We start from the raw sequence: 25,650 nt of genomic DNA, 5'->3' as shown, positions 1-25,650 counted from the left end.
ATAACAAATTTAGTGCAAATAATCTGCCTTGCGCGTTATGTATAAGTGGCCGCAGGCGTACGGATAACGATTTGTGGTAAAGGGCAATGACCGGCGGGAGTATAAAAAATCAGCGCATCAGCTGCAGCCTGTAACGAAGTGTCATTGCATCGCTTCCTGCCTGGATGAATGCAATCGGTTGAGCAGCGGAATCACGGGGTTTCACAATATATTCGCATACACACAAAAAATTACGCTTTATGAACCGTTCCGTGAAAGGATTGTTTGCAGGATTACTGCTTTTTTCTTCTGTTGTCAATGCCCAGCCGGTCACGCTGCCCATGGGAGGAAATGCCTGGGCGCAGCAAAGATCCGAAGACGGGGTACGGATACGTAATAGCGGCGTGAGCCACTGGACAAAGATCAACGATGGGTTTACTGCCTATATACGGGTAACACAGCCCGGCACCCTTAAGGTGTGGCTGGAAACCGGCGCCGTTACCGGCAACCCGGAAATCGCTGTGTCCCTGTTCGAACAGACCCGTAAGGCAACACTGAAAGACGGGGGAACTTCTTTTTACATCGGGGAATGGACCCTGAAGGACAGCGGCTATGTGCCGATCGTGGTGAAAGGGATAAAAAAAGAAGGCTGCTGTTTCCCGGATGTAACGGCCCTGAAGCTGGAGGGCACTGCGCTTACCGATAAAGCCGGTTATACCAGGAACAATGAAGGCAATTTTTTTCATTGGGGAAGAAGAGGTCCTTCTGTACATATGGGCTACCAGTTGCCAAAAGAGGTGGATGCTGAGTGGTTTTACAATGAAGTAACCGTACCGGAAGGCAATGATGTGATCGGTTCTTATTTTATGGCCAATGGCTTTGGTGAGGGCTACTTTGGAATGCAGGTGAACTCCGCAACGGAGCGCCGCATCCTGTTTTCTGTTTGGAGTCCCTACCAGACAGATGACCCCAAACAGATCCCGGAGGATCATAAGATCAAAATGCTGAAAAAAGGAGAAGGGGTTTATACCGGTGAGTTTGGTAATGAAGGCGCCGGGGGGCAAAGCATCCTGAAGTATAACTGGAAGGCGGCGGTCACCTATAAGTTTTTGCTGCATGTAGTACCGGATGGGGATAGTCATACCATTTATACCGCTTATTTTTATGACGGTGCAAAAAAGACCTGGTTACTGGTGGCCAGCTTCCGGCGTCCCAAACTGGCCACATATCTGAAGCGGCCGCATTCGTTTCTTGAAAACTTCAGTCCCAACCAGGGCGATATAGAACGGAATGTATTTTTTGGCAACCAGTGGGTGCGGGATACCAAAGGCAACTGGCAGGAGCTTACCAAGGCCCGCTTTACTGCCGACAATACGGCGCGTGTGGGTTACCGTAAAGATTATGCAGGTGGTGTAAAAGGACAACAATTCTATCTGAGGAACTGCGGCTTTTTTAATGACTATGTTCCATATGATACCATGGTGGAGCGTCAGCCTTCAGGAAAAGCACCGGAGGTGGACTTCAGCGCACTGCCATGAAACAGAATTTATATTTTATAAAGCCATCTCCGTTTAAGAGATGGCTTTTTTATGATGAGATCAGGCGCCCGGCCTGCCAACCTGAACAAGTCCGCCCGCTTCAGGCAATGCGGCTATTTCCGGCGAAGTCCCCCGTTCAGTAATTACCTGCGACTATGAAAATGAAGCCTTCATTAATAGTCTACTTATTTTGTAGAAATTTATTTTGTTAATAATAGTTTAGCAATTACCTTTGCTTTGTCTTAACGGACAACTTATCAAGAAAGACTGAGGGAAATGGCCCTGGGAAGTCTTAGCAACCACCATCAAGGAGCGGTGCTACATCCATCCAGAAAGGAAAGATAAGTGAGTGGTCAATGTTCCCTGCATTGTCTTCTATTCACGATTCTCTTTCCATAACAGATTTTTTAAAACGGCAATTTTTGAACATGAACACAAAAATGCAATCCCCGGGTCAGGACTACTGGTCTCCCAATTGCCGGCAGGCGAGCTGTCGTAACACACAAATGCTGCAACTCCTTACTATGGGTATAGGGTGTTGTTGCTGTTGATTTAATCTCTTTTTTTATTTCAGTTTCAGTTGACGGCCAGGGCCGAACGGGTTTCGTATGCCCCAGCCATCCGAATATTTTAAAATAGAATATAACAATGAACCATTTTCTAAGAAGACTCATCTACGCAGCGTTCTTTCTTTTTCCCCTGCTGGGAGCTGCTCAGTCTGTAACGGTCACAGGCACTGTACAGGAGCTTCAGTCCGGCGCGCCGCTGACAGGGGTGACCGTAGAAGTTTCAGGAACCAACCGGCGTACCTTAACCAGCGACCAGGGCCGCTTTTCAATAGCCGCCGGTCCGCATGCGGTCCTGCTTTTTTCTTATGTGGGGTATGCCAACCGCCAGGTCAATACGGACACTGTTCAGGGAGCGCTGGTAGTGCAGCTGGAAAGTTCCAGTAATGCGCTGGACGAAGTGGTGGTAACGGCCCTGGGTGTCACCAAGGCCAAAAAATCCCTGGGATATGCGACACAGGAATTAAAGGCAAAAGATATCTCCGAAGCAAAGGAAACCAATATTGTGAATGCCCTTGCAGGAAAGATCGCCGGGGTCCGTATCACCAATACACAGGGAGATATGGGCTCTTCGCGTATTGTAATAAGAGGCGAAACCTCTATCGCCGGAAATAACCAGCCGCTTTTTGTGGTGGACGGTATACCGGTAGATAACTCACAGCTGGGCGCCGGAGGCTCCCGGGATTTCCGTAATGCGATCTCGGATCTGAACCCGGAAGATATTGAAACCATCAGCGTGCTGAAAGGACCCAACGCTGCCGCACTTTATGGCTCAAGGGCCGCACAGGGAGTGGTGCTGATTAAGACCAAAACCGGGAGAAGTAAAAAAGGATTGGGGATCACCCTGAACTCAAATGTGAATGTCGCCAGTTTGCTGATCCTTCCGGAATACCAGAATGTTTTCGGACAAGGTTCGGAAGGCAAGTTCAGCTATGTAGATGGTAAAGGGGGTGGTGATAACGACGGAGTGGATGAGAGTTGGGGCCCAAAACTAGATGGCCGGCTGATCCCGCAGTTTTATTCAAACGGCCTGCCCGTACCCTTTGTGCCGCATCCCGATAATGTGCGGGATTATTTCCGTACCGGTGTCACCTACAGCAACGGGATCGCGCTGGCCAATGCCGGCGACAATTACGATTACCGGATCTCTTATAATAATGAGAAGCAGCTGGGGGTAGTGCCAAACAGCGAGGCTAAAAAAGATAACCTGTCTTTTAATGCCAACTATAATGTAACCTCAAAATTAAAAATAGGAGTAAACGCGAATTATATTCTGAATAATGCGCCCAATCTTCCGGGAGCCGGTGGCAAACGGGCAACCAGCACTATGCTTCAGTTTACCTGGTTTGGCCGGCAGGTGGATATCGACCAGTTAAAAAACTATAAAGACGCTAATGGCAACGGCATCAACTGGAACAACAGCTATTACAGCAACCCGTACTGGATCGCGTATGAAAATACGGTAAGCCAGCGGCGCAACCGGCTCATTGGTAATATCAATGTCAACTACACCATTCTCGATGGATTAAGCGCCAACTTCAGGTCGGGAACGGATTATTATAATGACCGCCGCAAGCTCCGCGTAGCTTATGGTACCAACGGTACGCCTTTTGGTTCTTATGAGGAAGATGCCTATGGTGTAAATGAGAATAATACGGAAGCAACACTCCGGTATAATAAAAATATCAGCAGCGATTTTAGCCTGGATGCCCTTGGGGGATGGAATGTGCGCACAAAAATTTATGAGGAGAATATACAGCAGGCTCCGCGCCTGGCAGTGCCGGATGTATATACCCTGGCCAATTCAAGGGATCCGCTGGTATCCAATAATTTTTATTCCAGGTCAAAGATCTATAGTGCCTTTGCTTCGGCGCAGGTGGGCTATAAAAATATTGCCTTTATTAACTTAACAGCCCGCAACGACTGGTCTTCCTCGCTGCCGGAACAGAACCTGTCCTATTTTTATCCTTCGGTAAATGCCAGCCTGATTCTGTCGGATGCGTTGAACATAAGAAGCAATACGCTGAATTTTCTGAAACTGAGGGGCGGATGGTCAAAAGTGGGCAGCTCCGCAGATCCCTACCAGCTGATCAATATCTTTAATTTTAACGCACCATTCCTGGGCAACCCGCAGCTGATCACTTCAACGGTAGATCTGAACCCCGAACTTAAATCGGAAACGACCAATTCTGCTGAGGCAGGACTGGAAGCAGCATTCTTTAATAACCGGGTGCGGCTGGATCTGAACGTGTACAATACCAATAGCATTGATCAGATATTAAAAGTCGATGTGACCGCTGCCACCGGCTATAACCAGAAACTGATGAATGCCGGCAAGATCAACAATAAGGGGATTGAAGTGCAGCTGGGCGTAATTCCTGTAAAAAATGATAATTTCCAATGGAACATCGATCTCAATTATGCTGCTAACCGCAGCCGGGTACTGATACTGGATTATGAAAAACGCTTGCAGAACTATGTACTGGGTTCCTATCGCAGCGTGCAGGTGCTTGCTTCTGTGGGACAGCCCTACGGTACCCTCTTTGGAAATGCCTACCTGCGGGACGCCAGTGGTAATATTGTGGTGAACAACAGTGGTATTCCCCTGGCCGACCCGAATAAAAAAGTGCTGGGTAAATTTACGCCGGACTGGGTAGGAGGCATCAGTAACAGCGTTTCTTATAAAAACTTTAGTCTTTCCTTCCTGGTGGATGCCAGTATCGGCGGCTCGCTGTTTGCCGGTACCAATTCTACCGGAAGCTATACCGGGGTACTGGCACTTACGCTTCCGGGACGGGATGCGGAACATGGAGGGCTTAATTATTATTATCCCGACAACAATAAGGCGAACGGCACGAGGGCCGGCGCCAGCGGGCCCAATGGCGAAACGGTGTACGACGATGGTATGATCTTTAACGGGGTTACCGCTAATGGTCAAAAGAATACGACGATCATCCCTGCCTCCCAGTATTACAAGGCGTCCCGGAGCATTGAAGAGGAATATGTGTACGATGCTTCCTATGTAAAACTGCGGGAGGTAAAACTGGGATACAACCTGCCGCAGCAATGGATCCGCAAGATCGGTTTTCAGGGTGCCTCTTTGTCTGTAGTGGGCCGTAATCTCTGGATCATTCATAAAAAAGTTCCGAACATCGATCCTGAAGTGGCGTTTAGCACCGGCAATGCCCAGGGACTGGAAGATCTCACACTTCCAACCGTAAGGAACATCGGATTTAACCTGAACCTTAAATTTTAAAACCGGCAGTTATGTATAAGAATAGATTTACCTTATTTGTTATTTTAATTACGCTTTTGATTACTGCCTGCAAAAAGAACCTGGCAGAAATCAACCGGAACCCCAATGCGGTGGAAGACCCGCAGCCGGACTATCTTTTAACGGCAGCAGAAAAAACAGCTGCGGATAATTACTGGGGTGCCGATAATAATTTTAATTCCAGTTTGCTCATCATCCAGCACTGGGCCAAGATCCAGTATACGGAACCCGACCGCTATATCTTCAGCAACAGCAGCTTTACATCGCTATGGAACGCGGGGTATGCACAGGTAATCACCAACCTGAATACGATTATCGGGTTTCCGGATGAAAAAGCGAATACAAACTATAAGGCCGTTGCCACCATTCTGAGATCCTGGACCTTCCAGCTGCTGACGGATGCCTACGGAGCCATTCCTTATAAGGAGTCCGGCAAAATAAAGGAAACGCTTACCCCGGTGTATGATTCACAGAAAGAGGTATACTTTGGACTGCTGGATGAATTGAAAACAGCTGCTGCAGCACTGAACCCGGCAGCAGGAACTATCTCCGGTGATGTTTTATACGGTGGAAGCCTGGACAACTGGAAAAAATTTGCTGGTGCGCTCCGGCTGCGTATTGCATTACGGATCGCGGACCGGGAGCCCGGAAAAGCAAAAGAGGTGATCACTGAGTTAACGGCCGACCCCTCCCTGCTGATCAGCAGCAACAGCGAATCAGCTCAGCTAAAGTATGACAAGCCGCCCCTGCAAAACCCAATGGCGGCCTGGTTCTCAACGCGGGATGATTACCGGGTGGGAAAAACGATCATCGATAAATTATATGCCCTGAACGACCCGCGGCTGGATATATATGCAGATAAACCCAGTGACACGTCCGTAAAAAAATATGTGGGAGTGCCCAGCGGACTTACCAATAGCGACGCGAATAACCTGGGATTTGCAAAAACATCCAAACCGGACTCGGTGTTTTTCCGGTCGGATGCCAATCCCGCGGTAATTATAAGCTATGCAGAAGTATTGTTTGCAAAAGCAGAGGCGGCAGCGCGCGGTTTGCTGGCCGGTACGGCTGCAGATCTGTACAAACAGGCCATTACTGCCTCATTCAATCAATACCAGATCACTGATACCGCAGCGATCAATGCGTATTTCGGTCAGCCGGCGGTAGCTTACAACCCCGCGAACTATAAAAAGTCCATCGGAGAACAAAAATGGATCGCGCTGTATGGGCAGGGACTGGAAGCCTTTGCTGAGTGGCGCCGGCTGGATTATCCGCAATTGGCACCGGGAGCATCCGGTGTGCTGGATGGAAAGATACCGGTGCGGTTTATTTATCCCGGCACGGAACAGTCGCTTAACGGCGCCAATTATAAAGCCGCAGTAGCCGCCCAGGGCACGGATGATCTGCTGACCCGGTTGTGGTTTGATGTAAAGTGATAACTTAGTGATGTAGTTCGTGCTGATGGAGATCGGGTATTCAGACCGGCATGCAATCAGATTGACCAACTAAAAGGAAACAATGTTGTTTTTTATTTTAACAGAATTAAAGATCATGCAAAAAATATATCGGCCCCTCTTTTTCCTTTTGATGCTGGCGGCGCCGGCGCTGAGTCATGCCCAACGTATAAAACCCGGTATCTGGCAGGGTGTATTACAGCGTCCCGACGGACGGCAGATCATTTTCAATTTTGAGTCGGCCACACTCAAAGGGAAGCCGGTATGGTATGTGATCAATGCAGGAGAGCGCTTACTGGTGGATGCTATAAAGCAAAAAGACGATTCGCTGTGGGTGCAGATGCCCTTTTTTGCCTCCGGATTTGCATTGAAGGTAGAGCAGGACGGTAATCTGAAAGGCGTGTATATAAAAAATTATGGTGCACGTAAGGAGGAGGTTCCCTTTTATGCGGTATATGGTGTCAAAGAACGGTATCCTCTGAAACAGCCGGCGGCAGTTGATATCAGCGGAAGATGGTCTGTAACTTTTGGTGGAAATGGAAAAAGCGAACAGGCGATTGGCGAATTTGTGCAGGAAGCCGGCGGCCGGATCACCGGAACCTTTCTTACGCCAACGGGCGATTACCGCTACCTGGAAGGATCTGTGAGCGGTGATTCCCTGCATCTCTCCGGTTTTGATGGTGGACATGCTTTTGTGTTTGCCGCATTATTGAACAATAAAGACAGCATCCGTCAGGCTGCAGTGTATTCCGGTCTGCGGGCTCCGCTGCCATGGACGGCAGTGCGGAATGATACGGCACAGTTGCCGGATGAAAATACATATACCAAATTAAGGGAAGGGGAAAGCCGGCTGAATTTCCGGTTCCGGTCTACCTCCGGCGAATGGGTATCCCTCAATGATGCCCGGTATAAGGATAAAGTGGTCATTGTTCAGATCCTTGGGTCCTGGTGCCCCAACTGTATGGATGAAACCGCTTACCTGAGCGATTATTATACCCGCAATAAGGCCGGCGGTGTGGAGATCATCGGACTGGCCTATGAACGTACCGGTGATTTTGAGGAATCGCGCAAGGCGCTGATCCCTTTTCAGAAGCGGTATGATGTAAAATATCCTTTCCTGGTTACCGGCGTTGCTGTATCCGATGAACAACGGACAGAAAAAACGCTGCCGCAGCTGGAAAGCCTCAAAGCGTTTCCAACATCCATTGTGATCGATAAAAAAGGAAATGTCCGGAAGATCCATTCCGGGTTTAACGGACCGGGCACCGGAAAACATTATGAGGAGTTCAAAAAGGAATTCGAATTTTTTATTGATGCATTGCTACGGGAACCTTCCTAAAAATGCACCATCGCCTTGATCACACCCGTGGCAGGATTGAGCCAGGAGGCAAACTGCGCGGGCACTTCATCAAAGTCAACCATGTGCGTGATATAGGTCTGCGGCCGGATGGCGCCTGCCTTCATAGACCGGATTACGTGCTCAAAATCTTCCTTTACGGCATTACGGCTGCTCATTAAGGTGGTTTCCCGTTTATGAAATTCGGGGTGACTGAAGGAAAAAGCTTCTTTCTGCAGTCCGATCAATACATAACGCCCGCCGTGTGCCAGGTATTGGATGCCGTTGTTGATGGCTCTCAGGTTGCCGGTGGCGTCAATGACCACCGTGGGAAAATCCCCGTTGGTGATGGCTTTTACCTGTTCCACTGCGTCGCTGTCCGCACCATTTACAACGGAATGTACGCCGAGCTTTTCCCTGCAAAAGCGCAGCCGGTCAGTATTGATATCCAGCGCAATTACCTGCGCACCTGCAATACGGGCCAGTTCCATAGTTCCCAGCCCGATGGGGCCGGCACCGATCACTAATACATATTCACCGGGCTGCACACCCGCCCGGCGTACTCCATGAGCCCCGATTGCCAGCGGCTCCACCAGGGCCAGTTCATCTGCATTCAATCCCTGGCCGTGCAGCAGGCTGCTGGTGGGCACAACAATCTCTTCCCGCATGCCACCGTCAACGTGCACCCCAAATACATTGATGGCAACACAGCAATTGGGCTTTCCTGCGCGGCAGGCGATACAGGTGCCGCAGCTGAAATAAGGGATAATGGTTACCAGCTCACCCGGCTCAAAACCTGCGGCTCCGCCGGCATCAATGAGCTCACCTGACAGCTCATGCCCCAGGATGCGGGGATAGCTGAAGAAGGGCTGGGTGCCTTCAAAAGCATGAAGATCCGTACCGCAGATACCTACCCGTTTCAGCCGGATACGGGCCCTACCGGCACCTGCTTCAGGGATTGGGTCTTCCCGAAACTCAAAATGACCGGGGGCTGTGCAAACAAGGGTTTTCATGTTGCAAAATTAATTGTTATTTCGACAATTGATAACATTGCGTTGAACTTGTTTCAACTTTTTGTAACAGCGTATATATGCCGCTCCTATGGAGCTTATTTCTGTATTTATTGATAATAACTACCTATATTATGCCCCTATGGGGCGCGATATATCGAAGAGCGGGCCGCGTGAGGGATTCGTTCCTTCTTTTTTTGTTATTTACTAGTGTAGCTGAAGCCTTCACCATTGCAGTGGCATCCTTTTGTGGCACTCATAGAGCAATTGGTGCAAAAACGGGGCACAGCAAAAGATACAGCGGAAAGCCCGACCAACAGGCATGCCCAAAAAATTTATTTTGATTTCGGCAACCGCTACAACCTGGCCATTATTTCAGTTTTTTTATTGCTTTACTTCCAATTAGTGATTTCATCTGGGTTATAGCCACCTGGTTCAGTTGAAGCAGTCTTTCACTTTGTGATAATCCTTGTTCTATAAGCAGCGCATTGATGCTTTCCATATTGCTCAAAACGACCAGCTGCTCCAACGTTGCGTAGTCCCTTATGTTCCCGGTTTTGCCGGGGTTCCTGTCCCGCCACTCTTTAGCCGTAATGCCAAAAAGGGCTACGCTGTAGGCTGGGGTGATAAGCTGACGAGTATGGTGCGGCCACGAAGTATGGCCGAGGACCCCCAGTCGGAAATGTGCCGTGCCTACGGCACTCTATCTCGTATTAGCGGGTTGTATCTCCGGAATAATCCGAATATTCGGATCCGGAGTTGGGAGCGGAATCAGGCCGATGGCCTTTATTGAATGCATACTGCTGCCCAGGAAAAACTGAATGACCCTTGTGAGGACGGGGAGGATTTGTGGGACAGGTGAAGGGAAGAGGCCGCGCTTCGTCTGAATGGCCAACAACAAACTGAAGTTTGTTGGTTAGCGTCATCCACAAGAAACAGAGAACCGTAGGCTCGGGTGATAAGCTGACGGGTATGGTGCGGGCACGAAGCATGGCCGAAGACCCCCAGTCGGAAATGTGCCGTGCCTACGACACTCTATCTCGTATTAGCGGGTTGTATCTCCGGAATAATCCGAATATTCGGATCCGGAGTTGGGAGCAGGGCAGGCCGATGGCCTTTATTGAAAGCATACTGCTGCCCAGGAAAAACTGAATGATCCTTTGTGAGGACGGGGGGACTTGTGGGACAGGTGAAGGAAAGAGGCCGCGCCTCGTCTGAATGGCCAACAACAAACTTCAGTTTGTTGGTTAGCGTCATCCACAAGAACCCGAGAGCCATAGGCTCGGGTCATAAGTTATAGTGCAAACACGAATCAAGGCGAAAGAACCGCTTTATCATCTTTCTTTCCTCCGCGTGAGGGATAGCAGCGGCATCCTTTTGTGAAGTGCAACGGAACAAAAGATATAGCGTATAGCCCGACCCCGGCCGTGTATTGCTTTTGCGCGCTGGCAGGGCTGGGGGCACGCCCTAAAAAATTATTTCTTTTCAATTAGTTTTTCCAGCTTGTCAATCATTTCTTTTTGCTGTTGTAACATCCGCTCGTACAGCTCAACCATTTTATCGATTGGATTAAATGTGCATTTGTATTGTCCCGCATAAGCTACTGCCTCATCAGTAAAAGTATTAGATATGATATTTACTGCCTGTTCCTCATCAAAATTCTGTATGGCCTCCGCAGGTATTTTTAAAGCAGCAGATATTTGTTGGAGCAGGGGTGCATCTATGGTTTCTTTTTGTTCCAACAGGGAGATTTTTTGCTGGTTCCTCCCGATAGCTATCGGGACATCGCCCAGCTCAAATGCAAGGGCATCCTGTTTTATACCCAGCATTTCGCGAAAGCGTTTGATGTTGCGGCCCTGATGTATTTTTTTGTCCATAGCATTTGTATTTGTCATAGGTTCAAATTTAAGCGTTAATAAGGAATGCTTCTTTTTTTAAAGATACGTAAAATACGGGGGTTAAAAACAACGCGCAGCCGGTACTTTACATCAGTTATATGGTGTTTACCTGTTACTATTTATAGTTTACAAATACGGATAATCTGCTGCGATCAATCCGTCTTCCTTTAACCGGTTCCAGAAATCGATGGGTATTTCCATATGGCCCATTTCCACATTTTTACGTACCCGGGCGGGGTTACTGCTGTTCAATGCAATGCTTTTTACCCCTGGTACATGAAGTCCGAAATAAATGGCAGCGGCGGCGGGGTCGATCTCAAACTCGCGGCAGATCTCATAATACCTATCGCGCCACTGGTAATAATGCGCATGCTCCGGGTTATTGCGATCCAGCAGGATATAATTAAAGTAATCGCTGCCCATCAGGAATCCTCCGTGGAAGACCGCAGAATTGATGATGGCAATGCCCTGCTGGTACAGGCTGTCCATAAAGGCGATCAGGTCTTTGGGATGATGGTAGATGGTAAAGCTGTTGGCAATCATTACCCAATCCAGTTTTATATCTTTTGCAATTTTTTCAATGGCCGTCCAGTCCTTTGCCCCGATGCCGATGCCGGCTACTTCTCCCTTTTCCTTTAATTCGGTAAGTGCCCGGTAGGCACCCAGGATATCATCGTACCGTTTTTGATAATCGGCCTCGTTTGTGGCGGCAGCCAGGTATTCGTCCGGATCATGCACAGAAACTAATTGTGGTATATAACCGCCCAATAATTCGTTTCCCTGCCGGAAACATTCTAAAATGCCTTCGTAACTGATCTTTTGTTCCGCATCATTCTTCAGGTTGTGCCAGATGCCTTTTTCAAAAGTGGGCTCGGGTGTGGTCAGTGGCTTTTGTACCCAGGCCAGTTTATTGCTGATTAGGACCTCATTTTTTGCAATGCCCAGGTCGTTTAAACATTTTCCAAGCTCCTCCAGGGCCAGCCCGGCGCCGTATTTGCCGGCGGAATCAAACAAGGGCGTATCACCTGCCGGTGTGGCAGCAATATATTCTTTTACAATGGCCAGCTTCTCATCATAAGGCAGTGCCCGGTACAGGTTGCCCAGCAGGCTGGTGCCGGAACACACCACAGGTAACTTTATTTGCATCTGTCAAAATTATCTGAAATGGGGAATAATCAACATTCAATATTTGCTGATTTCTATATTTAATTAACCGGTTTTGACCGTTTTGGAAGGAAGAGTTTTGATTCATCATTCTTCATTGTGGAAGTACAACTTATAAAACCGCCCTTTGTCGTCCTCGCCATGTTCGATCATGTTCCGGTCGCCGTGGATATAGATATGGAAATTCTTATCCAGCTTGATCACGCTTTTATAGGCCCGGTTCTGGCGCTTTACCGCTGCGGGGGAAATGGAGAAGTTGTCGGCTATTTCAATATCCCGCTCGGCGGAATAGTGTTGTTTATACCGGTCGAAGCTTTCCACATATTCTTTGTGGTGCAACACCTCGTTATTAAAGGTTTCCTGGTCAAAATGTTGTTTTTCTTTAAAAAAGCTGAGGCTCCGGTTCAACAGGTCTGCCTGATCTGCCTTGGTTACATTGTATTGTTCCGGCAAATGGTCCACCACATAGGATTTATACAGGGCCATGGTACTTTCTGTATTAAAATACTGGTCCTGCCGCTGCTGGATCCGGAGAAAACTGTCCGTCCAGTAACGGGCCTCCGGCGATTTATTCTTCGTATCTACAATGGAAATAATATAACCGTTTTCCTTGTCGGTATTAAAGATCATGCAGCCTTTGTCCAGTTTGTTGATGTTGATGCCTTCCTCGCTTTCTACTTCAAAGGCATCTTCTACCGGGAACACTTTTAAAAAAGGCTCCTTGTTTTCCGATTTGAACAGTCCGATGGCATCCACCGTTTCACCGTTCAGCAGCCCTTCCTTAAAATACACCACATAGAACTCGCCCCCTTTGATGCTGGGATGGGTGCCCTGGTTGTACAGGTGCTGGGCCAGGTTTTTGGATTGTGCCAGGGTCTGCTCCGGTTTTTCAAAAATGGCGGAAACATAGTTCCACGCCTCATTGGCACTGATATGTCCTTCGCTGTAAAACTGGAAATATTCTTCCGACTTGAACGGATTCAGAAAATAACGGGTCATCAGTTCCTTTACCTCGGGATCCACCGCCAGTTCCTTTTTGGAAAGGGTGAGGTATTCTTCCTCCGATTGATTACCCACTTTGTGCACGGCGATATGGGTGATTGCCGATCCTTCAAAATACTGCATGCTGCTGTTTTAAACGGCCTGCAAAATAATACAAAACCCGGGAAACCCTCGTAGGGTTGAATATTTTCAATCTCTACTACCCCAATTTGCGGGATTGGAAATAATATACTGCGCAATGCGCTGGTATTCCGCGCAGCTACGGATGATGTGATCATAATAGTCGCGTTGCCATATTTTGGCGTCGGTCGCAAAATCGTTCTCCTGTCCGCGAAACCATTTGGTAACGCCTATTTTGAATCCGCGGACAATGGACCCAATGGTTTGTGATGGTGAACGAAATGGGGTCATCCGTCGGGGTGAATCAATATGTACTCCAATATCGGGCGAATATTGATTCCCCCTGCGGTTATTTCAATAATGCCGTGAATATGATTGGGCATTACCTCCCATTCATGCAATAATGTCTGCGGAAAATGCTTGGGTATGGCCTGCCAGCAATCTGCGGCAATTTGCCCTGCTGCGTTTAATGGCATTTGTCCCTAAATGATACGTCCAAACAAATGGGCCCTGTCTTGTGTGCAGATGGTAATGAAATACAATCCTGCGCATAATCATATCCTTTCAGGCGTATGGATTGGCGGTTATTGGTCATTGTCATATGTGTTAGCTATTGTAAATATACAAAAGGATTAAAACCATTCTATCATATAGGCTATTGATAAGAGAAAAATGCTAAATTGCATTTGCAAACCTTATTCAATCGGCTATTATAACACCCAATACCGAAGCTTTTATACTAAAATACGATTATAAAAACGCATAATGCTTAACCGATGCAAACAGGAGAAATCATTATTTACCAGGCCCCGGATGGGCAAACAGCTATCGATGTACGGCTTGAAAATGAGACCGTTTGGCTAAGTCAGGCTCAAATGATCCGGTTATTTGGGCGAGACCAATCTGTAGTATCGCGGCATATTAAGAGCATTTTTAAGGAAGGAGAACTGGAGGAAAAAAGCAATATGCATTTTTTGCATATTGCAAATTCCGACAGACCAGTAGCAATATATAGTCTTGATGTAATCATTTCGGTTGGCTACCGGATAAAATCGCCCCAGGGCACCCAATTCCGCATCTGGGCCAATAAAGTGCTGAAAGATTACCTGGTAAAGGGGTATACGATAAATGAAAAACGCCTGAAAGAACAGAGCCAGCAACTGGAGCAGCTCAAACAAACAGTAAAATTGCTGGAGAATGTGCTGGAAAGCCAGCCGTTGAACTCGGATGAAGCATCCGGTCTGCTGAAGGTGATCACCGATTATACCTATGCCTTGGATGTGCTGGACCAGTACGATCACCAGGTGCTGGAAATAAAAGAAACCACCAAAGAAGAGTGGTTCCGGATCAATTATAAAGAGGCAATGGCTGCTGTTAATGGACTGCGGGAAAAATTTGGAGGCAGCTTCTTGTTTGGTAACGAAAAAGATGAATCCTTCCAGGGATCGCTGGGCGCCATTTATCAAACCTTTGGCGGGGAGTACCTGTACCCCAGCGTTGAGGAAAAAGCGGCCCACCTGTTGTATTTTGTGGTCAAAAATCACTCTTTTTCGGATGGTAATAAGCGGATTGCCGCCTTCCTGTTTGTATGGTTCCTGGAAAAAAATAAGATCCTTTATAAAGAAGATGGCTCCCGCAGGATTGCGGATAATGCACTGGTGGCCCTTACGCTGATGATAGCAGAAAGCAAACCGGAGGAAAAGGAAATGATGGTAAAAGTGGTGGTGAATCTTATTAATCTTAAAAACTAAAATAATATCAATGCAAAAGCTTATGATGATGCTCGCTCTCTTTGTTTCAGTAGGTTGCAAGGGGCAGAAGAATGATGGAACAAAAGAAACAGCTTTTAAGTTTGCAGATAGTTTAATAGGTAATAATAATTTTATATTACAGCGTTATGACCTGGTTTTTCCTGAAAAGGTACAACAGGTATTGCAAAAGGTGCAACAAGCAATGACTGAAAATAAGGGGTGGTTTCAGGAATACTTTAATAAAAATTATAAAGAGGGGGAAGGTCTACCTTATAACGAAAAGTTTGGGGTTACTGCCGAAGAGTATAAACTGATTAAAAATATTGATAAAACGCCTCCTTCTCCTGTTGCGGTTGCAGAAGATACCATTATTGTTTTAAGAACAGACTCCCGACTAAAGTTCAAATGTAAAAACAGGCTTTCTGTGCTTGATTTTCTGGAACTGGATCTTGGTAATCTTTGCCTGTTTGTGGATGCGGACATCATTCCCTACAATAAACCTATTCATGCATTACAATCTCCTTTTGGTGAATGGACAGGATATAACTGGAAATATGTTAAAACAAATCAAGAGTACGAGCTCAGAGCCGATTCCCTAACAGCCACGTTGATAGATGTAAGCGTTGGAAAGACTATCGATAACAGGAAACTTTTATTAGTGAAAGTTCAAAAGGTGAATTCAGGGATTAAAAAAGCTAATGTAGATGTTTTGGGAATATTGCTACCCTTGGTAGTGAAAACCGGCGACGGGCAACTTAAAAAATCTTTTTAACAGGGAATACTCTAATTATAACATCAGGATGGCAAAAACATCAAACTTGCAACAAATTGACCATAATAAAAGTTGGAGATTACAATATCTTATCAGGAGCAAATAAATGATAGATCTCACCAAGATACAGCCAACAGATTCTGCTACAGCAGTAGCGCTATCTTTCGTTTTCCTCCCCTCAAATTGTCGCATTCGCAACGCAAAACCCCAGGCCTTATAGGCGAGCTTTGTAATGAAAAAATTAGTTAGCTAAACTTCAAAAAGAAAGTATATGCGCAAAATAATTATATCAGAAATGATCTCACTGGATGGAGTGATGCAGGCGCCCGGCGGCCCGGAGGAAGATGTATCCGGGGGATTCAACTATGGTGGCTGGACAGCCGCTTACGGGGATGAGGAGTCGGGCAGGATTTTCCAAAAACAGATGCAGTCTGCCGACTATCTTTTGGGCAGGAAAACCTTTGAGATCTGGGAAGGTTACTGGCCGCAACATGACGATTTCTGGCCGGCTGTCAATGCGGGAACCAAATATGTGCTTTCTGCCACCCGGAAAAATTCGGATTGGAACAACTCGGTTTTCCTCGGAAATCCGGAAGAAATCAAAGCGCTCAAAAACACGGATGGTCCGGATATCCAGGTTTGGGGCAGTAGTAAGCTCGTTCAGTTGTTGCTGCAACAGGACCTGGTGGACGAGCTATGGCTCAAGATTTTTCCGGTAACGCTTGGCGCCGGGAAAAGGTTGTTTGAAGCCGGCCCCATTCCCGCGGCCTTTACATTAACAGAAGGCATCATTACCCCAAGTGGTGTGATTTTTGCTGATTACAAACGGGCAGGTGAGGTGAAGACAGGTACTGTTGGTGCCTAAAACGAAGCGTCCTGGCACCTGTAAGAAGCGCAATAATGAAGTCATATTATAACGAAATGATAATGGATAATATACTATTGCAGCCTACAGTGGTTGCTGATCTGGAACGGTTCTTTATCTTCCAGCTGGACAAAGAGGCCATCCACCTGGCGGCCTTTACACCTAAAGACCCGACAGACAAAACGGCTTACCTAACAAAGTATACAAAATTATTGAGCGAACCTACGGTACATATGCGCACGATACTGGTGGATAATGTTATTGCCGGCAGTATTTCAAAATTTGAAATGGAGGGCGATGCAGAAATTACCTACTGGATCGACCGGAGTTTCTGGGGTAAAGGAATTGGCACCACCGCACTGAAACAATTTCTGGTGCTTGAGAAAGCCCGTCCCATTTTAGGGCGGGTGGCCTTTGACAATTTCGGCTCCCAGCGGGTTTTAGAGAAAGGCGGTTTTGTAAGGATCGGCAGGGACAAAGGCTTTGCCAATGCCCGGCAGGCGGAAATTGAGGAATTTATCTATAAACTGAGCTGAAGTTGATGCATACAATACTGAGATCCTGAGTTTTCTTATGTATGTAGCAAAAAATCTAAATATTCGGATGAGGTGATGACAAGTATTTTGTCGTCACTTTGAACACAACAGGGCAGTCCCGATAAATCGGGATGAGGGGGTTTCATAATTTGAGGCGATGATTCGGCTAAGTTCAGCAGGATGAAAACAGGATCTTTAATATATGATGTAATTTGTCATTGGCAGACACAAATAAAGGGTTTAAGTTTTTTGAATAATAAACTCTATGTCACCCAGAGCGTGACGAAGGGTAATTCACGTAATAAGCTGTCCTTCAACAGACCCATCCGGGCGAACTCAGGGCAACTTCTGCGCCCATATTAAAGGAAAACAGTTGCTTGCCTCAGCAACTATTTATGAAAGGGGTAATATGAAAGGTACAACCACTGCTTCCTATGCCGCAGCAATTTATTTTATAGATCAATCCTGAAATCACTGGAAATAAAAGTAGCACATTTTAAAATTTCGCAGGAAGCGCTTAACCGACCCTGTAAATTAACAGTGCCGGAAAATGCCCATTTAAAAAATACTAGTGTTATGAACACTAAAAAGAAGCAGGCAGTTGCTGAATAATTACCGCAAATGAGTATATTTAAGCATCAGTGGCAAGACTAACGAACCCAGTAATCAAACGAAATACCCAAAATAACCTGACAAACAAATGAGATTTTTAAAAAATATTTTTAGGAAGAAAGACGAGCCGGTCAAAAATTACGCAGATTTTTGGAGTTGGTTCCAAAAGCATGAAAAAACATTTTTTAATGTAGTTAAAAACCAAAAGGATGTAGAGACGGAGTTTTTTGATAAACTTTCGCCTAAGCTTTCAGCACTTAAAGAAGGATATTTTTATTTGACAGGTATGTATGACGACAATACTGTTGAATTAATACTAACCGCGGATGGGAATACTAAAAACATCGCCTTTGTGGAAGAACTTGTAGAACAGGCACCTGATATTAATGGTTGGAAATTTACAGCGCTTAAGCCGGTATCGGACATTAAAAGTACAGCGATCAATATGGGGGGCTATCAATTTGACAGCGATAATTTATTTTTCTATTCTAATGACTATGCAGAGTATCCGGATGAAATCGATATTTCGATAGTCCATGACGATCTGACCGAAGAAAACAGGCAGCAAATTAAAACCGGAGTTTACATTTTCCTGGACAATTATTTGGGCGAACTTGATTTTGTAAACAACATAGACGACCTAAAAATCATTGGCAAACACGAGGCTGAAAAAGAGTTGATCCCGATTTTAAAACTTAAAGAATTTCTTAATTGGCGGCAAAAGGAATTTATTGAAAAATATGAAGGTGCTAGATATGATACGGAAAGTGACGAACATTCAATATTTGAAGCGGAATTGGAAAACGGAAACAATTTAATTGCAGTAATAAATACGCAACTGCTGAATTGGGACAGCAAGGCTTCACATCCCTGGATCGCTGCAATTACGTTTAAGTATGATGGAAGTAATAGCAACGGAATGCCTGATGGAAAGGACTATGAAAGTTTAAATCGAATTGAAGAAAATATATTGGAAGAACTTTCAGATAAAGAGGGGTATCTATACATTGGCCGACAAACAGCGAATAGTGAACGTGAGATTTACTTCGCCTGTAAAGATTTTCGTAAACCCTCCAAAGTATTTTTTAAAATTCAGCAAGAAAATGACTACAAATTTGAAATAGATTACGACATTTATAAAGACAAATACTGGCAATCATTTGAGCGGTTCAGATCTAACTGATAAAACCACCACCGAGTTAGAAGCTGAACCCGGGCGATCTTAAATCTAAATACCAAAACGAATGAATGTTTTAAAAAAGAAGAACCACAGATTGCCCTATTCCCGGCGAATTGCAGTACAATCCAGACTACCGGGTATCATTTGGGTATGTGCCATCCACAGTTGGCATTAATAACATATTCGTGCACCGGCCACATCCGCTACCGGATCAGATCCAGCAACACATAAATAAATAGCGCAACGGTTGCTATTGTACCGCAGATAAAAAAGCCGGCTAAAAACTGAAGATACCAGCTCTTTTTGTGTTTTAACGGGATTTCATGTTTGAGGGACATATGCTTTTGTTTTGTTTCGGCTATAAAGATCGCACGATGAACAGGCCCGCCAAATGGTAAAAGCACGGGTTTTTTATGGGGTTTTTACGGTAAACCGGGTTGAGATCCGGGAAGTTCGTTTTTAGACATTTCTACAAAGGCCCCAAGGCACTAAGACGCACAAAGAAACACATCAGCTCCCGGGCTGACTTCTGACTGCCAAAAGCTGACAGCTGATCGCTGCCTGCTACAACGCTTCTATACTCAGCACTACGCTGGTGCGGCTTGATGTTACGTTGGGATTGAACCCGATGGTCATCAGGAAATCGCCGCTATAGGTTTTGCTTTCATCCAGTGTGGTCTTTTGTTTATCGTACAGGTTGAGCTCCCTGATCCTGTATTTTTTAGCAGGATCAAGTCCCCGGAGCAGAATAGGATCAACAGCAGCTTCGCTGATATACCGGTTATTCGTCAGATAGTTGAACATAACAGCTTTGTTCCTGTCGCTGCTGACGAACATGATTGAAGCCAGGTCCTTTTCATAGGGATCGGCCAGCCGGTACATCTCGCCATGCCATACGATATCCTTAAAGTTATTGTAGTTCTTAACGGCCTGCTGACAGAAAGCCCGGTCTTCCGGTTTGAGCTCATTGGCACGGATATCGAAACCAAGCTTGCCCATGGAAGCCACATCCACCCGGTATTTCAGTGGCTGTTTGCCCCAGTCGGTCACATGGTTACACATCGCAATGGCCGGGTAATAGTAGGAGTAATTCCATTGAATAAAGACCCGTTCCAGCGGATCAGTATCATCGCTTAACCAGAATTCGGTAAAATATTTCAGGGAGCTGTAATCCGAACGGCCGCCGCCACCGGAACAAAGCATCATGGGTACAGTGGGGTATTTGTCACGGATGCGCTGCAATACCTTCTCCAGTCCGCGGGTATACTCTACATATAAATGCGATTGCGGGATCTTGTTTTTCTCCAGGTACCGGGAGTGCCCGTTAAAAACCGGCGCATTGCAATCCCATTTGATAAAAGCCAGTTCCGGATTCTTTTTAAACAGACCGTCCACTACGCCAAATACAAAATCCTGTACCTGCGGATTGGTAAGGTCCAGCACCAATTGATTGCGGTAATAGATCTCCGGACGTTGAGGCTCACGCAGTACCCAATCCAGATGTTTTTCGTACAGCTCACTTTTGGGGTTGACCATTTCCGGCTCGATCCAGATACCGAATTTGATACCCTGTTTGCCGGCTTCGTTCACGAGGTAAGGAATGCCATCGGGCAGTTTCTTTTTATTCTCCTGCCAATCGCCCAGCCCGGCATTGTCGCCATTTCTCGGATATTTATTGCCAAACCAGCCGTCGTCCAGGAGGAAGAGATCCACCCCGAGATCTTTCGCTCCCTTAAAAAGCCCCACCAGTTTTTCCTGGTCGAAATCAAAATAAGTGGCTTCCCAGTTGTTCAGCAGGGTAAGGCGCTGGCCTTTTCCATCCAGCAGCTGATGGTTGCGCAGCCAGGCCTGGAGGTTGCGGCTGCCGGTTCCGGTTCCGGTAAAAGAAAGGGTATAGGTGAACCGCGGTGTTTCAAACGAAATGCCGGGCTTTAGATCGTACGCCGACTGGTAGGGATTGATACCGGCTACCAGGTGCATCTTTTTATTGATGTCCGTTTCAAACTGTATGGAATAATTCCCGTTCCAGGCGATCTGCCCCAACAGAACCGTTCCGCTGGTTTCTGTGGCCGGTGCATCCAGCGCCAGCATAAAATTGGGTGAGCCGATCAGGTTCTCGCGGGTGCCCAGTCGCGACTGGATGGTATGCATGCCTTGTTTCAGTTGTGTATGTTCGGGCTGCATCTCTTTTGCCCAGCTGCCATTATAACTGGTAAGGTAATAGTCCTTGTTGTAAAAATAAAGATTGGCCGACGCGTACTTGTTAAGCGTTACCGTTCCTTTTTCCGTATGCCGGATCACACTCCACTGTTCAATAACATCCTCTTCCTTCCAGGCTTTGAAAAAAAGGTCCACATAAAAAGGATATACCGCATCTTTTAAAGTGATCTTTGTAAGCAGGGCACCGTCTTCATTGGTGACTGTTTTGTTCTCATAACGAAGATCGAGCGAATGATTCCCATCTGCATGTACCACGGTAATAGCTGGTTCGGAGAAATTATTATCGATACCTGCTACTGTAAAAGCGCTGTTGTTGGAACTGCCGCCATCGCCCGTAAGATGGTACATCCCGCCGGCAGCTGCATATTCTTCCGGGGTCTGTAATTTTTTTCCGGTATGGATGATCTTTAAATGGTTGTTCTTATCGGTTTGCAATACCACGGCCACATGCTGTGTTTCAACAGGAATGGTAAGGGATTGCGAGAATACCGGTACAGAAAAGATAAAAGCGGTTATAAATCCGAGAGCTTTTTTTGTGAAGTTCATGCTTGGGGTTTAATTGATTGGAATGAGCTGGAATAATTGTGCGTCTCTTGCGTTTGTGGTAACCGGAAATGCTTCCTGTTCTTTTCTCCAGGTGGCGATGACCTGGCCGGTGAAAAAATCGGCCACGGTATAATTCCTGTTCTGCAAATGCATTTGTTTCCGCGAAAATACAGTATTAAAATCCTGACTTAAATTGAAATTAAGGGTTGATAATAATATTGTGTCGCCGGGGAGGTAGAAGCTGAGTTGCTGGTCCTGGGAAAGACCGGTTGCCACTTTCAGCGGATAAAAGGCCCGGGGATGTGAGAAAAAACGGCATAGGGCGGCATTGTCAAGATAAGCCCTTCCTCTTGCTGCTGCAGTGCTGTCCCTAAAATCGGTACCATCGCCCAAAATGCTTCCCATCGTGATCATACTGATCAAGCGGGTGCGTACATCCCGTTCCGGAATGTCGGCGTTCTTCTGAAAATTTTTCATTACCACCACATCCATATTGGTATAAGGCCAGAAGGTTCCCTGTGTCCACCCCAGGTGAGAGGCGCTGATCATAGAAGACGCCGTACTTCCGTAATGCGGGAAATCCGGAAGATCATCCCGCAGGTGGGAATAAATATCGGTGGACAGGAAACGGGTATGCGCGTATTGATAAGGGAATAACGGAGAGATCGCCTGGGTGATAAAAATGTCCGGCCCAAGGATGGAATCGATCAGCGATTTCAGCATTTTCATTCCGTTGTTATAGGCCTGCATACCGGTGTGCACATTGGCATCGAAGCGGGTGGTGGATTCCAGGGACCCGGCAGACAGGAAATCGATCTTTAAAAATCTGGCGTTAATAGCCTTTGCCTTTTGCAGTTCGCCGATGATCCGCAGGCGGGTAGCGGGATGTGTGGGGTCCAGCGGGAACGCGCCAAAATCCCCGTTCTTATAAACAATGGTTTTTCCGTCATTGTCTTTTAAGGTTACCTCTTTTATGGGAGTATCTGTGTATTGCAGTTTATCCGTTTCCACAGAGCGCTTCCAGGTCCATACCGCAAAGGGGATAAAGTAAAAGCCCAGTTGCTGGTGGTGCTGCGCAGCATAGTTGCCGATCGACTGCAGCACCTCTTTTGTATAAATGCCCTGATCGTAGGAATCGATGCTTAACACCGTGCTGTTTTGTTTCGAAAAATTTGGCAGTGCCGCCAGGTAGTCTGCAATCTTTGGAACATCGGGTGGCAGCATCTTTTTTTCGTATCCCAGCACACCTTCCACACCAAAGCTGTTCCAGTAAAAAGGCGCCGGCTGCTTCCATTGCAGGGAGCCGTTAAGGCGTACATTGGCGCGGGCATAGTGTTCAAAAGCTGTAGTTCGGTCGGATGCAGCATCCATAAATACCAGCGGCGCCACAATACGCGCACCCTTCATCGCTCCATGAGGTACCCTATCATGAGTGCCGTCGTACCCGCCGTATTCTACCGGAAGTGTGGTGTTATCCGGAGTGGAGGCACCGCCGAAAATGATCAGGGAGTCCAGCCGTCCTTTGGATGCAGAAGCACCATAGCGGATACCGGTTTTCCAGAAATCGTGGTCTACAGCACCCATCACAAACCCTGAAAGCTGTTCCTGGTCGTAAAGCGAGATGAATTCATAACTGGTGCCGGATGGCGGGTGGGATTGTTCCCAACCCGTGCTCAGGATCTTTACCCAGTTGTCGTTATCAAACGGTACATCCAGCACCCGTGGCGCGTTCCCGGGGATAAGTACGGTGCCCTTTGTTTCCGGGAGTACGGCAAGCGGACTGATATAACTGGACTCCAGCGGCTGCCCGGTGGTGGATTGTACTTCGGCAGTAAGCAGCAGGCCCGGCCGGTCCTTATACATCCGGAGTTCCTGCATCAGCGTGATCCCTTTTATATTTCCATGGTGTTTAAAAACAACCCGGCTGCCGGCTCCCGTTTTATCCCTGAACGCATTCAGCGCCACCGTGTGCTGCGCGAATGCAGTGCTTGAAACCGTTCCTTTTATTTTGTCTTTAAAGATGACCTGGGTATTGAGCAGCGCTGTGCCGTTGGCAAAATGATAACTGATGGTGCCGCCCGTCTTGTTTAAAGTTATCCGGCAGCCGGTTGTATGCAGTACAACGCTGTCCTTGTATTGCTGAACCCCCTGGGCGCCGGCGGCCATGGAAAAGCCTGAAAGGAGCAGGTAACCACCAAGCTGTAGGATCGTTATTTTTTTTAATGGTATGCGCATCATTTTTTATTGATAACCGGGGTTCTGATCGGCGGGATTAATATCAGGATTCAGTTTGATCTCTACATCAGGTATCGGATACAACATATTGGATGCTTTTACCTGTCCGGTCTGGGCGGCCCATTTGTTACGGGCTTTTACCAGGGTTACAAATTTGCCGGTACGGATCAGATCAATACGCCGCCAGTCTTCTGCAAATAATTCCCGCATGCGCTCATCCATAATGGCCGTTCTGAAGGCCTCCTGCGATAAGCCGGTCCATTTTTTGTCCGCCGGAAGCGTGCCGCCCCAGGCCCTTGCGCGTACTTTGTTCACTTCATCCATCGCTTCACCTGTTCTGCCTGTTTCGTTCAGGCATTCGGCGTAAGAAAGCAATACATCCGCCAGGCGAAGTACGGGAATATTTTTTCCTGAATTCCACATATTGTCGATTTTATTGGGGGCATGTTTATCTGTTCTGAAGTCTTCATACTTTTTGATATGTGGCAACAGCTCGTCATAATCCGCACCCAGATCTTCCCAAAGTACGTATTTCAGATCGGGTGTTACGCCATAGTAAGTAAAATCATAACGGATCGCTTCTTCCCGGCGCTGATCACCGATCTCCCATACGCCGCCATCGCTTACCATAGAATAAGCATATTTGGTTGGTACCAGTTTGTCGTAGCCCGAATAATAGCACCCGTCGCCAAAATAACCCTGCACCGCCCGGGAGCCGATCTGGAACTGGATCTTATTGTTATTGGGATATACAGGACTGAACTGGAACTCGAAAATGGATTCTGCGGTATTCGGTGTATTATAATCCCACAGGTTTTTATAATCGGTTACCAGCGTGTATTGGTCTTTCATTTTCTCAAAACAGGTTGCCGCTTTGGCAAAATCACGCAGGCCGGTGGACACCGGAGCAGACATATATGCTTTGCCCAGCATGGCCCAGGCCGCGCCGTAACTTGCTCTTCCCTTTTCCGGGGTAGCGAGCACAGGGTCCCGGGGTATCAGGTCTGCCGCACGCTGAAGATCGGCAATAATAAAGGCCCATACGTCTTTGAGCGGTTGCCTGCGTGTACCCAGCTCCGCTTCCCGATCCAGGTCGCGGATGGGAATTTCGCCCCAGTACATGGCCATTTGAAAATCGAGGAAGCCGCGGATAAAGGAGGCCTCCCCCAACAGTTTGGCTGCGCGCGAACCCGCTTCCGGATTTTGTTTGCTCAATCCCTGTACGACCCTGGCGGCTTCGTTCACCAGCGGCCAGCGAAGGTTCCATTGATTGGCGATGTGGTTTAAGCTGGAGTTGAGATTTGCATCATACCGGTCAAGTCCCCCTTTACCGGGATCACTCTTCATCTGGAATGCCCCCTGCTGGGTTTCATCCGTACCCATCATCATGATGAGGCTTTGTTCATCAGTGCGGATATTTTTCCAGTTGGCATAGATGCCCTGCAGGCTGGTTTCCACCAGGTCAGGATCAGCATATACCTGGCTGATATCCAGTTTTGTTAAACTTTTTTCATCGAGGAATTTATTGCAGGAAAGGGTGAACATTCCTAAAGCGATCAATCCTGCTGCTACTATTTTACGTTGCATATGTT

General features: G+C 47.0%; 17 protein-coding genes and 1 riboswitch. Of the genes, 9 read left to right on the top strand and 8 right to left on the bottom strand.

Going from position 1 to position 25,650, the window contains the following annotated elements; all coding sequences use genetic code 11:
* Nucleotides 1–239: 239 nt before the first annotated feature.
* From K7B07_RS09795 to K7B07_RS09780, 4 genes are all read left to right on the top strand, one after another.
* Entirely contained in the window at nt 240–1,517 is a 1,278-nt protein-coding gene (locus K7B07_RS09795; protein WP_223709269.1) for a DUF3472 domain-containing protein, read from the top strand.
* A 251-nt stretch (nt 1,518–1,768) separates the two neighbouring features.
* A riboswitch (SAM riboswitch) is annotated at nt 1,769–1,865 on the top strand.
* 300 nt (nt 1,866–2,165) lie between these two features.
* Nucleotides 2,166–5,339: a SusC/RagA family TonB-linked outer membrane protein gene (locus K7B07_RS09790; protein WP_223709267.1), complete on the top strand. Its 3,174-nt coding sequence runs from the start codon at nt 2,166–2,168 to the stop codon at nt 5,337–5,339.
* An 11-nt stretch (nt 5,340–5,350) separates the two neighbouring features.
* On the top strand, nt 5,351–6,793 hold the full coding sequence (locus K7B07_RS09785) for a SusD/RagB family nutrient-binding outer membrane lipoprotein (RefSeq protein WP_223709265.1): 1,443 nt from the start codon (nt 5,351–5,353) through the stop codon (nt 6,791–6,793).
* A 115-nt stretch (nt 6,794–6,908) separates the two neighbouring features.
* Nucleotides 6,909–8,150: a peroxiredoxin family protein gene (locus tag K7B07_RS09780; protein ID WP_223709264.1), complete on the top strand. Its 1,242-nt coding sequence runs from the start codon at nt 6,909–6,911 to the stop codon at nt 8,148–8,150.
* Here the strand turns inward: K7B07_RS09780 and K7B07_RS09775 are convergent.
* The 5 genes from K7B07_RS09775 to K7B07_RS09755 all read right to left on the bottom strand — a co-directional run bounded on the left by K7B07_RS09775 (nt 8,147) and on the right by K7B07_RS09755 (nt 13,632).
* Nucleotides 8,147–9,160 (bottom strand): zinc-binding alcohol dehydrogenase family protein, encoded by a 1,014-nt coding sequence (locus tag K7B07_RS09775; RefSeq protein ID WP_223709263.1) that lies wholly within the window; start codon nt 9,158–9,160, stop codon nt 8,147–8,149. The genes K7B07_RS09780 and K7B07_RS09775 overlap by 4 nt on opposite strands.
* A 1,472-nt stretch (nt 9,161–10,632) precedes the next feature.
* On the bottom strand, nt 10,633–11,052 hold the full coding sequence (locus K7B07_RS09770; RefSeq protein WP_223709262.1) for a helix-turn-helix transcriptional regulator: 420 nt from the start codon (nt 11,050–11,052) through the stop codon (nt 10,633–10,635).
* A gap of 129 nt (nt 11,053–11,181) precedes the next feature.
* The gene (locus tag K7B07_RS09765) at nt 11,182–12,201 is read right to left on the bottom strand and encodes an aldo/keto reductase (RefSeq protein WP_223709261.1); all 1,020 of its coding nucleotides are present in this window, start codon (nt 12,199–12,201) and stop codon (nt 11,182–11,184) included.
* 105 nt (nt 12,202–12,306) lie between these two features.
* Nucleotides 12,307–13,344, bottom strand: coding sequence for a nucleoid-associated protein (locus K7B07_RS09760; RefSeq protein ID WP_223709260.1), 1,038 nt, complete (start codon nt 13,342–13,344; stop codon nt 12,307–12,309).
* A 66-nt stretch (nt 13,345–13,410) separates the two neighbouring features.
* Nucleotides 13,411–13,632, bottom strand: a complete 222-nt coding sequence (locus K7B07_RS09755) for a transposase (RefSeq protein WP_223709259.1) — start codon at nt 13,630–13,632, stop codon at nt 13,411–13,413.
* 485 nt (nt 13,633–14,117) lie between these two features.
* On the opposite strand from K7B07_RS09755, the gene K7B07_RS09750 reads away from it, so the two are divergent.
* The 5 genes from K7B07_RS09750 to K7B07_RS09730 all read left to right on the top strand — a co-directional run bounded on the left by K7B07_RS09750 (nt 14,118) and on the right by K7B07_RS09730 (nt 19,060).
* Nucleotides 14,118–15,092, top strand: coding sequence for a virulence RhuM family protein/type II toxin-antitoxin system death-on-curing family toxin (locus K7B07_RS09750; RefSeq protein WP_223709258.1), 975 nt, complete (start codon nt 14,118–14,120; stop codon nt 15,090–15,092).
* 10 nt (nt 15,093–15,102) lie between these two features.
* Nucleotides 15,103–15,864 carry a hypothetical protein gene (locus K7B07_RS09745; RefSeq protein ID WP_223709257.1) on the top strand — a complete coding sequence of 254 codons (762 nt, stop codon included), beginning with the start codon at nt 15,103–15,105 and terminating at the stop codon, nt 15,862–15,864.
* 271 nt (nt 15,865–16,135) lie between these two features.
* The gene (locus K7B07_RS09740) at nt 16,136–16,729 is read left to right on the top strand and encodes a dihydrofolate reductase family protein (RefSeq protein ID WP_223709255.1); all 594 of its coding nucleotides are present in this window, start codon (nt 16,136–16,138) and stop codon (nt 16,727–16,729) included.
* Between the two features lie 35 nt (nt 16,730–16,764).
* The gene (locus K7B07_RS09735; protein ID WP_223709252.1) at nt 16,765–17,265 is read left to right on the top strand and encodes a GNAT family N-acetyltransferase; all 501 of its coding nucleotides are present in this window, start codon (nt 16,765–16,767) and stop codon (nt 17,263–17,265) included.
* Nucleotides 17,266–17,965: 700 nt separating this feature from the next.
* Nucleotides 17,966–19,060: a DUF695 domain-containing protein gene (locus K7B07_RS09730; protein WP_223709250.1), complete on the top strand. Its 1,095-nt coding sequence runs from the start codon at nt 17,966–17,968 to the stop codon at nt 19,058–19,060.
* Between the two features lie 561 nt (nt 19,061–19,621).
* Here K7B07_RS09730 and K7B07_RS09725 read toward each other — a convergent pair.
* From K7B07_RS09725 to K7B07_RS09715, 3 genes are read right to left on the bottom strand one after another with little or no spacing between them, the layout of a single operon-like run.
* The gene (locus K7B07_RS09725; protein ID WP_223709248.1) at nt 19,622–21,823 is read right to left on the bottom strand and encodes an alpha-galactosidase; all 2,202 of its coding nucleotides are present in this window, start codon (nt 21,821–21,823) and stop codon (nt 19,622–19,624) included.
* A 9-nt stretch (nt 21,824–21,832) separates the two neighbouring features.
* Nucleotides 21,833–24,061, bottom strand: coding sequence for an alpha-amylase family protein (locus tag K7B07_RS09720; RefSeq protein ID WP_223709247.1), 2,229 nt, complete (start codon nt 24,059–24,061; stop codon nt 21,833–21,835).
* Nucleotides 24,062–24,064: 3 nt separating this feature from the next.
* A complete protein-coding gene (locus tag K7B07_RS09715) occupies nt 24,065–25,645 on the bottom strand; it encodes a RagB/SusD family nutrient uptake outer membrane protein (RefSeq protein WP_223709246.1) in 1,581 nt (526 codons plus the stop codon).
* Nucleotides 25,646–25,650: the final 5 nt, after the last annotated feature.

Origin of the sequence: Niabella beijingensis (assembly GCF_020034665.1) — a bacterium.
Lineage (GTDB): Bacteria > Bacteroidota > Bacteroidia > Chitinophagales > Chitinophagaceae > Niabella > Niabella beijingensis.
This window is presented reverse-complemented; position numbering and strand designations above follow the sequence as displayed.